General features: G+C 68.6%; 13 protein-coding genes. 4 read left to right on the forward strand and 9 right to left on the reverse strand.

From position 1 onward, the window contains the following. Positions 1–30 precede the first annotated feature (30 nt). The 4 genes from RIA68_06380 to RIA68_06395 all read right to left on the reverse strand — a co-directional run bounded on the left by RIA68_06380 (position 31) and on the right by RIA68_06395 (position 6,607). On the reverse strand, positions 31–2,445 hold the full coding sequence (locus tag RIA68_06380) for a DUF3536 domain-containing protein (GenBank protein MEQ8317065.1): 2,415 nt from the start codon (positions 2,443–2,445) through the stop codon (positions 31–33). Next, complete coding sequence (locus RIA68_06385) at positions 2,442–4,121, reverse strand: 4-alpha-glucanotransferase (GenBank protein ID MEQ8317066.1); 1,680 nt, start codon at positions 4,119–4,121, stop codon at positions 2,442–2,444. The genes RIA68_06380 and RIA68_06385 overlap by 4 nt, the downstream gene beginning before the upstream one ends. After that, a complete protein-coding gene (gene glgB, locus RIA68_06390) occupies positions 4,118–6,070 on the reverse strand; it encodes a 1,4-alpha-glucan branching protein GlgB (protein MEQ8317067.1) in 1,953 nt (650 codons plus the stop codon). Before glgB ends, RIA68_06385 begins: the two co-directional genes overlap by 4 nt. Positions 6,071–6,175: 105 nt before the next feature. Next, positions 6,176–6,607 (reverse strand): DUF2934 domain-containing protein, encoded by a 432-nt coding sequence (locus RIA68_06395; GenBank protein MEQ8317068.1) that lies wholly within the window; start codon positions 6,605–6,607, stop codon positions 6,176–6,178. Between the two features lie 334 nt (positions 6,608–6,941). Between RIA68_06395 and RIA68_06400 the strand changes: the two genes are divergently transcribed. Together RIA68_06400 and glgP are read left to right on the forward strand one after the other, a co-directional pair. After that, positions 6,942–8,822, forward strand: coding sequence for a glycosyltransferase (locus tag RIA68_06400; protein MEQ8317069.1), 1,881 nt, complete (start codon positions 6,942–6,944; stop codon positions 8,820–8,822). 63 nt (positions 8,823–8,885) lie between these two features. Then, on the forward strand, positions 8,886–10,829 hold the full coding sequence (glgP, locus tag RIA68_06405) for an alpha-glucan family phosphorylase (protein ID MEQ8317070.1): 1,944 nt from the start codon (positions 8,886–8,888) through the stop codon (positions 10,827–10,829). 3 nt (positions 10,830–10,832) lie between these two features. Here glgP and RIA68_06410 read toward each other — a convergent pair whose 3' ends face one another. From RIA68_06410 to RIA68_06420, 3 genes are read right to left on the reverse strand one after another with little or no spacing between them, the layout of a single operon-like run. After that, the gene (locus RIA68_06410; protein MEQ8317071.1) at positions 10,833–11,309 is read right to left on the reverse strand and encodes a hypothetical protein; all 477 of its coding nucleotides are present in this window, start codon (positions 11,307–11,309) and stop codon (positions 10,833–10,835) included. Then, positions 11,306–11,575, reverse strand: coding sequence for a hypothetical protein (locus tag RIA68_06415; GenBank protein ID MEQ8317072.1), 270 nt, complete (start codon positions 11,573–11,575; stop codon positions 11,306–11,308). The genes RIA68_06410 and RIA68_06415 overlap by 4 nt, the downstream gene beginning before the upstream one ends. After that, complete coding sequence (locus RIA68_06420; protein ID MEQ8317073.1) at positions 11,572–12,216, reverse strand: hypothetical protein; 645 nt, start codon at positions 12,214–12,216, stop codon at positions 11,572–11,574. Before RIA68_06420 ends, RIA68_06415 begins: the two co-directional genes overlap by 4 nt. A 242-nt stretch (positions 12,217–12,458) precedes the next feature. On the opposite strand from RIA68_06420, the gene RIA68_06425 reads away from it, so the two are divergent. Both RIA68_06425 and RIA68_06430 read left to right on the forward strand, forming a co-directional pair. Further along, positions 12,459–12,713: a hypothetical protein gene (locus RIA68_06425; GenBank protein MEQ8317074.1), complete on the forward strand. Its 255-nt coding sequence runs from the start codon at positions 12,459–12,461 to the stop codon at positions 12,711–12,713. Between the two features lie 87 nt (positions 12,714–12,800). After that, positions 12,801–13,373, forward strand: coding sequence for a hypothetical protein (locus RIA68_06430; protein MEQ8317075.1), 573 nt, complete (start codon positions 12,801–12,803; stop codon positions 13,371–13,373). A 36-nt stretch (positions 13,374–13,409) separates the two neighbouring features. Here the strand turns inward: RIA68_06430 and RIA68_06435 are convergent, their stop codons facing one another. Together RIA68_06435 and RIA68_06440 are read right to left on the reverse strand one after the other, a co-directional pair. After that, positions 13,410–13,673: a ferredoxin family protein gene (locus RIA68_06435; GenBank protein MEQ8317076.1), complete on the reverse strand. Its 264-nt coding sequence runs from the start codon at positions 13,671–13,673 to the stop codon at positions 13,410–13,412. A 146-nt stretch (positions 13,674–13,819) separates the two neighbouring features. Next, complete coding sequence (locus RIA68_06440) at positions 13,820–14,275, reverse strand: HU family DNA-binding protein (protein ID MEQ8317077.1); 456 nt, start codon at positions 14,273–14,275, stop codon at positions 13,820–13,822. Positions 14,276–14,378 lie beyond the last annotated feature (103 nt).

Below are 14,378 nucleotides of genomic sequence, written 5' to 3' on the forward strand. Positions count from 1 at the left end.
TTTTTGCATGAATGTTCTTTTAAGAACATCTTATGAACGGATCTTGAGCAGCCCCGCCACGCGCTCGACCTCGGCACGCCATTGGGCCGTGTCGGCGACGCGGCCGGAGTGGAGCGTGCGGTCGGCGTCGCGCAGGATTCGGTACACGGCGTTCTGGGCGACGTCGAGCCTGACCTCGAAGGGCGAGGCCAGCGCCATCTCGACCAGGGCCCCGAGCGAGTGCAACGCGTCAGCATCGGCCGGATCGCCCAAGAGGCGTTCGCCCAGCCGCGCGAGCGCCGCCTCCGCCACGTACGACAGCGTCGACCGATCGAGCTCCACGCCCGCCTGCTCGGCCCGCTGGAGGATCTGCCGGGCCTGGACCACGTCGGGCTGCTCGGCCCGCAGCAGGCGCACGAGGTCGGCGTTGAGCACCAGCTCGACCGGGAAGTAGAGCGCCCGCGGCGCTGGGATCTTGAGCGCGTGCAGGAAGTGCAGCAGCGGGGCCTGGTCGTCGTACATCCGCCGATACGTCGCCTCGGCCCCGTCGAGGGCGCCCTCGAGCACCTGCTCGGCCACCCGTCGCTGCTCGTCCTTGAAGAGCGAGGCAAGCGAGAAGGTCGGGCCGTCGAAGTCTCGCTCGATCAGCCGGAGGAGCTTGCCGTACTGAGCGAGGTCGAACGCCTGCTTTGCCTCGTCCATGAACGCATCGAGCTTCTCGTCTTCGACCTCGAGCCCGGCGCCGCCGGCGATGATGTGGTCGGCCAGGTGCAGCACGGCGTACGTCACGCGCTGGCTGTTGAGCGTGAGCCGCGAGGTCAGCGTGGCCCGCCCGACTCGGAGCTGCGTCCGACCCGCGTGCATGTCGTTGCACATCTCGCTGCGGACGTCGTAGCAGTAGACGCTGGTCTCGTAGCCGCAGTCCTCGAACAACGAGATGACGGCGTAGTGCTCGGCCATCTTGAGCAGGTCGACCTTGGCCGGACGGACCATGTTCATATAGACCTGCCGACCGTCGCCGTGCTCGCGCAGGTTGCTGCGGGCCTTGCTCAGCCGGTCGAGGAACGCCTCCTCGAAGGATTCTTTCAAGAGACCCTCGGCGATCTGGATGACCCGGCCGGCGTACTGCAGGATCTGCACGGTCTCGATGCCCGTGAGCTCGTCGAAGAACCAGCCGCAGCTCGTGTACATGAGCATCGTGTTGCGCTGCATCTCGAGCAGTCGCAGGATGCGCGTGTAGTCGAGCGGCCCCTCGTGCGGGCCGGCGTATCGCTCGATGAACTCGACCGCGTTCTTGCGCGAGCGATCCAGCACGACGTCGATGTATTCATCCCGCGCCGCCCATGGATCGATGAGCAGGGCACCGGCCTCACGCTCGAACCGCCCGGCCATCTCGTCGCGCAGCCAGTCGAGCGCCTCTCGCAGCGGGCCGCGCCATGCCTGGCTCCAATTGGGCCGGCCGCCCGAGTGGCAGCCGCAATCGCTTCGCCAGCGCTCGACGCCGTGGATGCAGCTCCACGACGAATCGTCGATGATCTCGGCCTCCCACTCGGGCGGGTGCAGCTCGAGGAATCGGCCGTAGTTGACCAGCGTTGCCTCGCTGCCGTCCATGATGCGGCGGACGGCGTAGGACAAGGCCATGTCGCCGTACGGATGGTGGTGGCCGTAGCTCTCGCCGTCGGTGGCGATGTGCACGAGCTGCGCTTCTTCACGCCCCGGGTCGATGCCGCCGAGCAACCGATTGGCGAACTGCTCGCCGTTGGCTAGCAACCGCTCGAACGCGACCGCCTGCGAGAGCGGTCCATCGTAGAAGAACAACGCGATGCTGCGGCCGTCCTCGAGCCGGCAGAGGTAGGGTCGACGCGGGTCGATGCCGTGCTGGCGGGCGTCGATCCATGCGTCGCTGCCGATCTTTCGATACCGCAGCGCCTGGCGCGGTGCGAGCAGGGTGAACGCGATGCGGTTCTTGGCGAGCTCGTCGAGCGTGGCCCGGTTCGCTGCCGTCTCGGGCAGCCACATGCCCTCTGGCCGTCGGCCGAAGCGGTGCTCGAAGTCCTTGATGCCCCAGAGCACCTGGGTGCGCCGGTCGCGATCGTTCGCGAGTGGCATGATCACGTGGTTGTACGCCTGGGCGATGGCCGACCCGTGCCCGCCGTTGAGCTCGATGCTCTGGCGGTCGGCATCGAGGATCGCCTCGTAGGCCTCGGGCGCGTGCTCCTGCATCCACGAGAGCAGCGTGGGCCCGAAGTTGAAGCTGATGTGCGCGTAGTTGTTGTTGATGCGCTCGATCCAGCCCTGCGGATCAAGGATGCGCGCCTGCCCGTTGGGCTGGTAGCACTCGGCGGTGATCCGCTCGTTCCAGTCGTGGTAGGGGTAGGCCGAGTCCTGCACCTCGACTGCCTCGAGCCAGGGGTTCTCGCGCGGCGGCTGGTAGAAGTGGCCGTGGATGCACACGTAGGGGTTCATGAAGCGCCGGCTCCCGATCGTTGCCCGATGCGGCTGGCCCACCCGCGCAGGCGGGCGGCGATGCTATCGTCGGCGATCAGTTCCTCCAGCGTCCAGCGCATCGGCCTTCGCCAGCACGGATAGCCCGCGCTCACGCCCGGAATGTTCTGCGGCTCGGTCTCGCCCCACAGGTCTTCGAGCGCGAGCATCACGACCGGCGCGGGCGACTCGCAGAGCTGGTCGACGAGCTTGTCGAACAGTCTGACCTCGTCCAACTCGTCGAACTGCCTTCGCATTCGTTCGACCGCCGCGGCGCGCAGCCGCATGTCGTACGCCGCGCCGGAGGCGTCCAGCAGCCGCAGCGATCGCCGAAGGTCGACGTCGCGTCCGGCCAGGTAGCCGGCGAACGTGGGCATGTCGTGCGTGTTGGGCGAGGCGATCAGCTCGGGCTTGTCGGCGCCCGGCGCCATCGCCTGGTCTCCGCCGTCGTACTGGGCGGCGGTCATGCCGAGCAGGCGGCGCTCGATCATCGCGGCGTCGACCTCCGGGGGCACGGTGCCCAGGTTCTCGCCGATGAAGAACGCCCCGTACTCGTGCGACAGGTCGGCCAGGGCATCGAGTGCATCAGTTGCGTCGTACTGCACGTACACGCCATCGTCGGCACCGTGGCCTTGCGGCACCCAGTACAGCCGCCAGAGGCCCATGACGTGGTCGAGCCGCAGCGTGCTGGCGTACCGCAGGTGCCGCCGAGTTGCCTCGATCAGTTCGGCATGACCGTTCAGCCGGGCGTGCTCGGGCAGCATCGGCGGGAAGCCCCAGACCTGGCCCTCGGGGAAGTACGCGTCGGGCGGTGCGCCCACGGCGATGTCCTTCGCGTAGGCATCGGGGTTGCGGTGTACGTCGAAGCCGTCGGCGGCAACGCCCACGGGCAGGTCGAGGTAGAGCCCGCAGCCGGCGGCCTCGGCCCGCGAGCGGAGCGCCGTGAGCTGTTCGTGCAGCAGCATCTGGGCGAAGCCGTAGAGCCGCTCGGCCGAGGGATCGCCATCGTCCTGCGCGCGCCAGCGGACGTACTGGGCGACGAGCGGGTCGGCGTTGAGGAACGACTCGATCGCCGCCGCGTTGGCCTTCACCGCCTCACGCGCGAGCACGCGGCGCTTGAGCTGCCAGCTCGCGCCGTAGTCGATCAAGGGCGCGCCACCCAGTCGCTCCGCCTCGGCTCGTTCCTCGGGCGACATCAGCTCCCCGAGGTCGAGGAACAGCTCGCCGAACACGCTCCGGCTCAGCGGCGCGTAGGGGCAGCCATCGGTCGGCGTGGCGTACCGCCCCGCCAGCAGCGGCAGCGTGCTGACCAGCGACGCGCCCAATCCGCCAGCCCACGCGCACAACCGGCCGAGGTCGCCGAGATCGCCAACGCCCGCGCTCTGGCCGGAGCGAACCGCATACAAGGGCACGAACAGGCCCAGTCGCCGGCGGTCGTCGCGCCAGAACTGCTTCGGCGCGCCCGGGCCAGGAGGCACTCGTTCGGCGTCTCGCGGCCGATCGAGATCGACGCCGAGCGCGCGGAGCACGGCGAGCAGAGCCGCCTCGCTCGGATAGCACCGCACGCCCATGCCGTTCTCGTGCTCGGTCAGCAGCCCGTGTGACCGCGCCAGGCGCAGCAGCGCGGGATCACGCGCGTCGTCGGCCCGGACGCTCATTCCGCCGGCTCGCACCGCAGCACGACCACCGACAGCGGCGGGAGCGTGAGATCGACGCGATGCGGCCGGCCGTGCGAGGGCGATGACACGGCCTCGACGCCGCCGAGGTTGCCCACGCCCGAGCCGCCGAAGCACTCGGCGTCGGTGTTCAGCACCTCGCTCCACTTCCCGCCGAAGGGCACGCCCAGCGTGTAGCCGTAGCGAACCACGGGCGTGAAGTTGGCGACGACAAGCACGGTGTCGCGCTCGTGCACGCCCCGGCGGAGGTAGGAGATGACCGTGTCCTCGCTGTCGGTGCAGTCGATCCACTCGAAGCCGCGCGGGTCGCAGTCTCGCTCGTGCAGCGCGGGCTCGCGCTTGTACAGATCGTTCAGCGTGCCGACGAGAGTCGCGATGCCCGCGTGGTGCGGCACGCCCTCGAGGTGCCACTCGATGCTGCTGTCATGGTCCCACTCGGGCACCTGGGCCAGCTCGCCGCCCATGAAGAGAAGCTTCTTGCCCGGCTGGGTCCACTGCAGACCGTAAAGCAGCCGCATGTTGGCCAGCCGCTGCCACTCGTCGCCCGGCATGCGGTCGAGCAGCGAGCCCTTGCCGTGCACCACCTCGTCGTGGCTGAGGGGCATGACGTAGTTCTCGCTGAACTGGTAGACGGCGCGGAAGCTGATCTCGTTGTGGTGGTACTTGCGGTGGATGGGCTCGTGCCCCAGGTACCGAAGGGTGTCGTGCATCCAGCCCATGTCCCACTTGTAGCCGAAGCCAAGCCCGCCGAGGTGCGCGGGGCGAGACACGCCGGGCCACGCGGTCGACTCTTCGGCGAACGTGACGATGTCCGGGTGCGCCCCGTAGAGCGTGGTGTTGAGCTGCCGCAGGAAGTCGATGGCCTCGAGGTTCTCGCGCCCGCCGTAGATGTTGGGCACCCACTCGCCTTCTTCCCGCGAGTAGTCGCGGTAGAGCATCGAAGCGACGGCGTCGACGCGGATGCCGTCGACGTGGTACTTCTCGAGCCAGAACATGGCGCTCGAGGTCAGGAAGCTGCGGACCTCGTGCCGCCCGTAGTTGAAGATCATCGACTTCCAGTCGGGATGGAAGCCCTCGCGCGGGTCCTCGTGCTCGAACAGGTGCGTGCCGTCGAAGAGCGCTAGCCCGTGGGCGTCGGCCGGGAAGTGGCTGGGCACCCAGTCGAGGATCACGCCGATGCCCGCCTGGTGCAGCGTGTCGACGAGGAACATGAAGTCCTGCGGCGTGCCGTAGCGGCTGGTGGGCGCGAAGTAGCCGACGGTCTGGTAGCCCCAGCTCTTGTACAGCGGGTGCTCCATCACGGGCATGAGCTCCACGTGCGTGAACCCCAGCCGGTTGCAATACTCGGCCAGCTTCGGGGCGAGCTCGCGATAGTTCAGGCTGCGGTTGCCATCTTCGGGCACGCGCCGCCACGAGCCCAGGTGCAGCTCATAGATGCTCATGGGCCGGTCGACGCGGTGCCGCTCGCCGCGGGTACGCATCCAGGCCTCGTCGCTCCACTGGTAGTCCAGGCCGTGCACGATCGAGGCCGTCCGGGGCGGCTGCTCCTGGCGGAAGCCGAAGGGGTCGGTCTTCTCCAGGCGTCGCCCGCCGGCGTGGGAATCGATGACGTACTTGTAGTGGGCGCCCTCGCGAGCGTTGCTCGCGATGCCCACCCACAGCCCGCTGCTGCCCACCGGCGTCAGGGGGTCGGCGCCAGCCGACCAGTAGTTCCAGTCCCCCACCACCGACACGGCCCGGGCGTTGGGCGCCCAGACGCCGAACCGCACGCCCTGGCCTCCGGGGAGCGGATGGGCGCCGAGCTTCTCGTACAGGTGGGCGTGGGTGCCCTCGTTGAACCAGTACTGGTCGTCGGCGGAGATCCAGCCGAGATCGATCGGTCGGCCCATGGATCGGGCGTCGGGGGGCAGCATGAGGGCATGGTTGGTCACGTCTGGGCTCTCCGAGCGGACGGCACGCCGCCCTTGCCCAGATCGACCGAAAACCTCACCCGATCCAGCGGATGTATACCAAGGGAACCCCGAACGCCGCAGCGGTCAGGCCAAGCCGCGCTCGCGGCGCAGTTCCGACTCGGCCCGGAGCCAGTCGGCCACGTCGTTGCCGGGCGTCGAGCCGCGCGCCTCGAAGATCTCGTACGCCCGGCGGCGGATCTCTTCCTGCGTGGGCTCGGACGCGGGCTCGTTGGCTGCTTCGTTCACCTTCGCTTCCGGCGGTGTCGGAAGCGTCCGACGCTCGGTCGTCGCGGCGTGCTTCGTCAGCGATTCATGGACGGCACCCGGGGGCCGGTCGCCGGGGGCCTTGGCCTCGACGAGCCTCATGGGCAGGGCTCGCTCGAGCCGAGGGGTGTCGGGAACGAGGAGACGGCGCACCGAATCGGGCGCCTGGCTCTGGGTCTCTCGCTCCCGCCTCGAAGCCGTGAACACGGAATAGGCGTGCTGGCGGAGCGCTGTGCTATTGGAGCCGATCACGGCCCACCTCCATCCGGGCGACGGGTTCACACGCCGAGAGCCGCCGCACCAACTCAGTCTCTCACTGAATCGTACGGTTCGCACGGAACATCGACCATCAATCGATGCGACTTTGGGCACGATCGCACGCGATTTCACGAAACCCCAACGAACGGCGACCGGGCCTGCGCGTTTCGTGCCATCGCCGGTCCGTTCCGACTCACCCCGGGCACCGCCGGGACCGATAGTGGTGTGACGCTCCCCCCGACCCGGAGCCGAAGACACGACCCGATCGCCCCGGCCGCGCAAGGATTGCTCAGCCGGGTGCGGCAACGCACCTCGCACGGAGAGCGACGTGGCCCCCACGAGAGCGGAACGCGAACCAGAACGCAGCATCACGCCGCCGGGAGGCCGCGGGTCGCCTGGCGTGCTGCTCGTCGAGGTGGGCTACGAGGTCTGCAACCCCATCGGCGGCATCTACCAGGTGCTGCGGTCCAAGGCCGCCACCATGGTCGACCACTGGGACGACCGGTACCTGATGGTGGGCCCCTACGTGCCCGACCAGGCGGCGCTCGAGATGGAGCCGCGCCGGCCGACGGGCTGGCTCGCCCGGGCCGTCGCCGCGATGGACGACATCGGCATCGCCTGCCACACGGGCCGCTGGCTGGTGCCGGGACGGCCCCGAGTCGTCCTGCTCGACCACGACCTGCCAGCCGAACGCATCAACAGCGAGAAGTTCTACCTGTGGCAGCACGACCAGGTGGGCTCGCCAAGCGGCGACGACATGGTCGACGGCGTGATCGCCTTTGCCGACGTCACGCGGCACTTCATGCGTGCGGTCGACAACGCGTGGCGCGACCAGCGGCCCGCTCGTCGCAACCCCCGACGCGTGATGGCCCACTTCCACGAGTGGATGGGCGGCCTGGCCATCCCGCTCATGAAGCGCGAGGAGCAGCAGGTCTCCACCGTGTTCACGACGCACGCCACGCTGCTGGGCCGCTACCTGGCCAGCAGCGACGACCCGCCCGAGACCGTCGAGGGGCTCGACCCCGCCGCCGAGGCCGACCGCTTCGGCATCCGCTCCCGGCACGACTACGAGCGGCTGGCGGCCCGCGACTGCGACGTCATGACGACCATCAGCCCGCTGACGGGCGTCGAGTGCGAGCACCTGCTCGGGCGCAAGCCCGACGCCATCCTGCCCAACGGGCTGGACATCGGCCGGTTGAGCGTTGGGCACGAGTTCCAGACGCTGCACGCGGTCTTCAAGGACAAGGTCCATCACTTCACGATGGGGCACTTCTTTCCCACGCGGCCGATCGACCTGGACAACACGCTCTACTTCTTCACGAGCGGGCGATACGAGCCCCGCAACAAGGGCTTCGACCTGTTCATCCGCGCCAACGCCCGGCTGAACCAGCTCTTGCGCGAGACCGACAACCCGCACACGGTGGTCTCGTTCATCGTGACGCGCCGCGACGTGCGGTCGATCGACCCCGTGGTGCTGCAGAACCGGGCCGTGCTCGACGAGCTCGAAGACGTGTGCGAGCACATCGCCGACGACCTGCGCGACCGGCTGTTCCGAACGGCCGCCAGCGAGGGCCGCGTCTCGCTCGACTCGATGGCCGAGGAATACTGGTTGCTACGGCTGAAGCGCACGCAGGCGGCCTTCCGCACGCGGGGCTGGCCGAGCGTCATCACCCACACGCTCGAAGGCGACCCGCGTGACGAGGTGCTCAGCGAGATCGCCGTCGCGGGCCTGCGCAATAATCCGGAAGACCGCGTCAAGATCGTCTACCACCCGCAGTTCATCAGCCCGACCAACCCGCTGTGGGGCATGGAGTACGACCAGTTCGTGCGTGGCTGCCACCTGGGCGTGTTCCCCAGCACGTACGAGCCCTGGGGCTACACGCCGATGGAGTGCCTCGCGCTGGGCGTCCCGGCCATCACGACCGACATGTCGGGCTTCGGCGACTTCGTGACCGAGCGGCACGCCCAGCCGGCGGGTTGGGCGCCCTGGGTGCTCCAGCGTCGGCAGAAGACGACCGAGCAGGCGGTCGAGGCCCTGGCGCGCCGCATGCTGGAGTTCTGCGAGCTCACCCAGCGCGAGCGCATCCGCGTGCGAAACTCGGCCGAGCAGCGGTCGTGGCTGTTCGACTGGATGGAGATGGGCGAGGCGTACGCGCAGGCCCACGATCTTGCGCTGCATCGCGGCCCCAAACCTGCCGAAGTTGGGTAGATCGATCTCCCTCGCTGGAGCGTCTTGCTCGTCGGCGTCTTGCTTATCGGAAGGACTCGCCCCATGCCCGCCAGCCGCAACACCCACCTCGGCATCGATCCCAGCGTGGCCTACTTCACGATGGAGATCGCCATCAACGACACCATCCCGACGTATTCGGGCGGGCTGGGCGTGCTGGCCGGCGACACCGTGCGCTCGGCGTGCAACCTGAAGGTGCCCCTGGTGGGCGTCTCCCTGCTGCACCGCGGCGGCTACTTCAAGCAAACGCTCGACAAGGACGGCACGCAGCACGACGAGCCCATCTCGTGGCGGCCCGAGAAGCACCTGACGAGGCTGCCCAACGAGATCAGCGTCAAGCTCGACGGTCGCACGGTACGCGTCGGCGCGTGGAAGACGGTCATCCGCGACAAGTACCACGGCTTCGAGACGCCCGTGATCTTCCTCGACACCGACCTGCCCCAGAACCGCAAGGACCACCGCGCGATCACCAATCGCCTCTATGGCGGTGACGACGAGTTGCGTTTGCGCCAGGAGGCCATCCTGGGCATCGGCGGCGTCCGCATGCTCGAGGCGCTGGGCTGTCGAGACCTGAAGGTCTACCACATGAACGAGGGCCACGCGAGCCTGCTCGTCCCCGAGCTGGTACGCCACGTCTCGCGGCATACCCACCGCAAGGCGGACGACCCGGGCGTGCTGGCCGAGGTGCAAGAGCGGTGCGTGTTCACCACGCACACGCCCGTGCCGGCCGGCCACGACCGCTTCCCGATGGAGATGGTGCACAGCATCCTCGACCCCGAGATCGTCGCGCTGCTGCACCCCGAGCCCGAGGGCGCCATGCACGAGGCGCCGATGGACGCCAACCCCAGCGCGGCGACCGATGCCACGCAGCGCCCACCCGAGCCAGTCGCCCAGGCCGTGGCGTCGCACGAAGCCCCGGTGCCCTCGTACGCCCTGCCCGCGGGCGTGCCGATGGTCGAGCGGGCCAGCCGCCGTTACGGCGGTGGCGGCGCGGCCGTTGCCGAGCCCCCGCCGCCGCCCGAGGGCACGCTGAACATGACGCTCACGGGCTTCTGGGGCAGCGGCCGCATCAACGCCGTCGCCCGCCGCCACGCCGAGGTCTCGCGTCGCATGTTCGGCCGCGACGACATCCAGTCGGTCACCAACGGCATCCACGCCCGCACCTGGGTGTGTGGCGACATGGCCAAGCTCTTCGACAAGCACATGCCAGCCTGGCGCGAGGACAACAGCGAGCTGCGGTTTGCCGTCGACCTCGAACGAAAGGCGTTGCTCAAGGCCCATCTTCGCGCGAAGGTCGCGCTCATCGACCGCGTGAACGAGCTAACCGACGCCGACTTCGATCTGGACACCTTCACCATCGGCTTCGGCCGCCGCGCGACCGCGTACAAGCGTCTGACGCTGCTGCTGCGCAACCCCAAGAAGTTCGACGAGATCGCCGAGAAGCACGACGGCATCCAGGTCGTGCTCGCGGGCAAGGCCCACCCCAAGGACGAGCCGGGCCAGGCCATGATCGTCGACACGCTGCGCAAGGCCAAGCGGCTCAAGCACGCCCGCGTGGTGTACCTGCCCAACTACAACATGGCGCTCTGCGGGCTGATGACCGCCGGCAGCGACATCTGGCTCAACACGCCCCGCCCGCCTTTGGAGGCCAGCGGAACGAGCGGCATGAAGGCCGCGATCAACGGCGTCCCGAACTTCAGCACGCTCGACGGCTGGTGGCTCGAGGGCTGCATCGAAGGGCTCACGGGATGGGCCATCGGCAAGGACGACTTCGGTCCCGACCGGAAGCGCAAGGCCCCCACCACCAACACGCAGGACCGCAACCACGCCCAGGACATCTACGAGAAGCTCGACACGGTCATCCTGCCAACGTTCGAGGACCGCACCAAGTGGGCCCACATCATGGCGCACTCGATCGCGATCAACGGATCGCACTTTACGACCCAGCGCATGGTGCGTGAGTACGTGGCCGGGCTGTACTTCGTGTAGCGGCTAGCCGCCGGCCAGGTCCGACGCGTCGAGCGTGCCCTCGAATTCGAACTCGGCGTCGGGTCGGTACAGGCCCGCGTCGAACATGGCGCTCCAGAAGATGCCCGGCAGCGTGTAGCCGAGCTTGCCGCGCAGGCGGTACCGCACCTCGCGGACGGGCAAGTCGTCCCACACGATGGGCACGGGCAGTTCGACGGACTGGCGGTCCTTGCGGCTCAGCGTTGCTTCGGCACTGCGCCGGCCTCGGAACACGCGCTCGCCCTCGATGCTCAGCGTGTAGTCGACCAGCCGGAGCGGCAATTCGGTCTCGCCCGTGTTGGTGGCGACGACCGTGAACGCGAGCACGGCCGCCTCGTCGGTGGTGTTCAGGACGCGCACGCCCTCGACTTCGGCGGTAGGCCGGGTGACGCACCCTGCCAGCAAGAAGCCCAGCAGCAGCGCGAACGAACCTGCCGAACGCAACGCCCGTGCGTCGGTCATCGCGAGAGCCCCGCGAGCAGAGGCAACACGACGACGAGGCCGACGAAGGCCGCGAGCCCGAGGCCCAGCATGGCCAGGACGACCTGCGCCGTCATCACGATCACCGGCCGCGGCAGCCGCTTCACGTTGTCGATGCGGACCGACTTCCAAGCGAGGCTCACCAGGAACGCGATCGGCAGCAGCAACAGGAACCACCACCCGTGGGCGTCCATCGGATCAATGAACGGCCGCCAGGCGAGCACGAACGAGAGCGCAGGCGCCGTCACGACGCCGCTCCAGCGCTGTAGAGCTCGGATTCGGGCCGACGCCGATTGAACAACGCGTCGAGCACGGCCACGAGGTTCATCATGCCCGCCAGGGCGACCATGAGTAGCGCGATCTCGTTCACCTTCCCCACCGACTTGCCGGCTCCGGATCGGCCCTGATAGACGTTGCCGTCGCCCCACTGCGGCAACTGCTCGAGCTGCGGATAGGGCAGTGCGCCGCCCTCGCCCTGCACGACGCGGACCTCGCCCGGATAGGCCGAGCGGAAGATCGGCTGCGGGCGGCCCGAGATCGACTCATCGATCGCCCAGGCCTTGAACTGATTCTGGTTGACCCAGTCGGCCGCGAAGGTCAGCGGCCCAACGAACGCATGGACGTAGAACCAGAGCCGGTCCTCGCGGCTGTCGATGGTGTCGATGCCGCCAACGAGCAGCCCGCCGAAGAACAGGCCCAGCACGCCCAACGCCACGGCGACCGCACGTCGCGGCTGGCGGAGCACGACGTGACCCAGCCCGGGCAACAGCAGGCCCGCAACACCGGCCACCGGATGGAAGCGCTCGGGCCCCGCGGCGAAGGGCGAAGGCGACGCCGCCGGAGCGGGCGTGTCGGCGGCCAGGGCGGGCGATTCGGGGGCGTCGGACATGAGGCCGATGGTAGCCCCAGGCCTGCCTCCACTCCCCGCGCCGGGCCCGAGCCGGACCGGGGCCAAGCAACAGTTGACACGGCCCGCAAGGGGTGTAGCCTTGCGGCGCTCCCCGCGCACGCACGGGCCGGCCCACCGGACGGGTCGACCGGGCCGACGGCCGAGGAGCCACGCGGTGAACCGGCTCCCATCCTGGACCCACGGTGCGGCGGCTTTCGCCTCACCCTTGCGGACGAACTCATATGCCCACGCTCATGCTCGATGCCGAAGAAGTTACCGGGACCACGGCGGTCCTGGTGCCCGAGCCCTCGCCTTGGCATCGCGACAACTCGGACGTTGTCGCGTATGACGATGATGAGGACGAGGACGACTTTGACGATCTTGACTACGACGACGACGAAGAAGACGAGGACTACGACGCCGACTTCCTCGACGACGACGAAGACGAAGTGGCCGACGACGACGAAGATGCCGATGAGGACGACGAAGACCTCTAAGGCCAAGGGCCCCACGCCCGCGAGCCCGGTCGCCCCTGGCCGAGACTCGACCGCGTGACGCGTGCCGGCGGCCGGGAGCCCGCCGTCATGCCACGTACGAACCGCGACCGCGCGAACGAACCCGACAACTTCGACGCCGAGTTCGAGAACGCCGAACTCAACGACGACGAGTCCGCCTCGCTCGACGAGGCCATCGGCCCGCTCGCGGACGCCGACTCGATCTCGGGCGACGATGCGCCGCCACCGCCAGAACCGCGCCGGGCCGAGGTCGTCGATCGGCGTCTAGGCCTGGACCGCCGCAACATGCCCGGCGCAGCCGCGCCGACCGGCCTGGAGCGACGCCGCGGCCGGGGCCGTAGGCTGAGCGACTTCCACCGCTCGGCCGAAGAGGGCGAGATGACCCAGGAGCAGTTCATGTTCCTGATGGCCATCGACGCGTTCAAGAAGGGCAACGACGTGACGTTCCCCGCGTGGAGCGATGTGCTGGAGATCATCCGCCTGCTGGGCTACCGCAAGGTCCAGAAGGCCGCCGTCGACCTGGGACGCGCCGAAGATTGGACCGAGCCGCCCGAGGCGTCGCACAACGTGCGGACCGACAAGCAGCTCCAGCGTCACGCCGCGGCCCGCGCCGCCTTCAAGAAGGGCGACTCGGCGGCCTGAACGCGTGCGCACCGCTCGCCGAAACGAACCCGTGCGCTACTTGTCCTTGTAGTAATCCAGGTTCAGCTCGACGTACTTGTTCCACTGCTCTGGCAGGTCTTCCTCGGGAAAGATCGCCTGGACCGGGCACTCGTCGACGCACAGCCCGCAATCGATGCACGTGTCCGGATCGATGAAGAGCTGGGTGGCCTGCTCGTAGTCGCCCTCGTCCTTGCCCGGATGGATGCAATCGACCGGGCAGACCTCCACGCACGAGGTGTCCTTCGTCCCGATGCAGGGTTCGGCGATCACGTGGGGCATGCAACGACTCCAACTGGAACGGGCCGGAGGACGCACGCAGCGCTGCTTCGGCCCGGATGTGCGGCTTTGATCGCCATTGTAGAGACGATCGCCACCGCGTCACCCGCGGTGGGCATCTCTCCCTACGTCGTTGCCCTTGGAGAGGGTCAGTCCCGTCCCACGCCGGCCGGCACGCGCTCTTCGCGCCGGACCTCGACCAGCGGCGCCTCGGGCCGTCGCTCGATGTGCTCTTCCGACGGTCGCGTCGCCTGATCGTGGGACGACTCGTCATGGGTGATGGCAGGCTTCGCCTCCAACGCGGCCTTCATCAAGCGGCCCGGCTTGAAGCGGACGGCCAGCTTCGGAGGCACCGGGACGGGCTCGAGCGTTTTTGGATTCTGGGCGGTGCGGGCGGCCCGCTCCTTCACCTCGAACACCCCGAAGTCGCGGATCTCGATCCGCTGGCCGTTGCCGACGGCCTCGATCATCTGGTCCAGCACGCCCTGCACGACGGCCTGTACGTCGTGCCGCGACAGCTTCGTGCGACGGGTGATCTCGTCGACAAGGTGCTTTTTGGTGACGTTCTTGTCGGCGCCGGCGTTCGCGCTGCCTTTGGAAGCCATGGCGACTCCTGGAAGGGTCGAGCCCGATGAGGCTGGGAGCGGCCGGCACCCACGATTTGCCGGACCTTCGCGAATCGGTCGGGCGCCGCTGCGAAGTGAGCGA

This window comes from Phycisphaerales bacterium (genome assembly GCA_040217175.1).
Taxonomy (GTDB): Bacteria; Planctomycetota; Phycisphaerae; order Phycisphaerales; family UBA1924; genus JAHCJI01.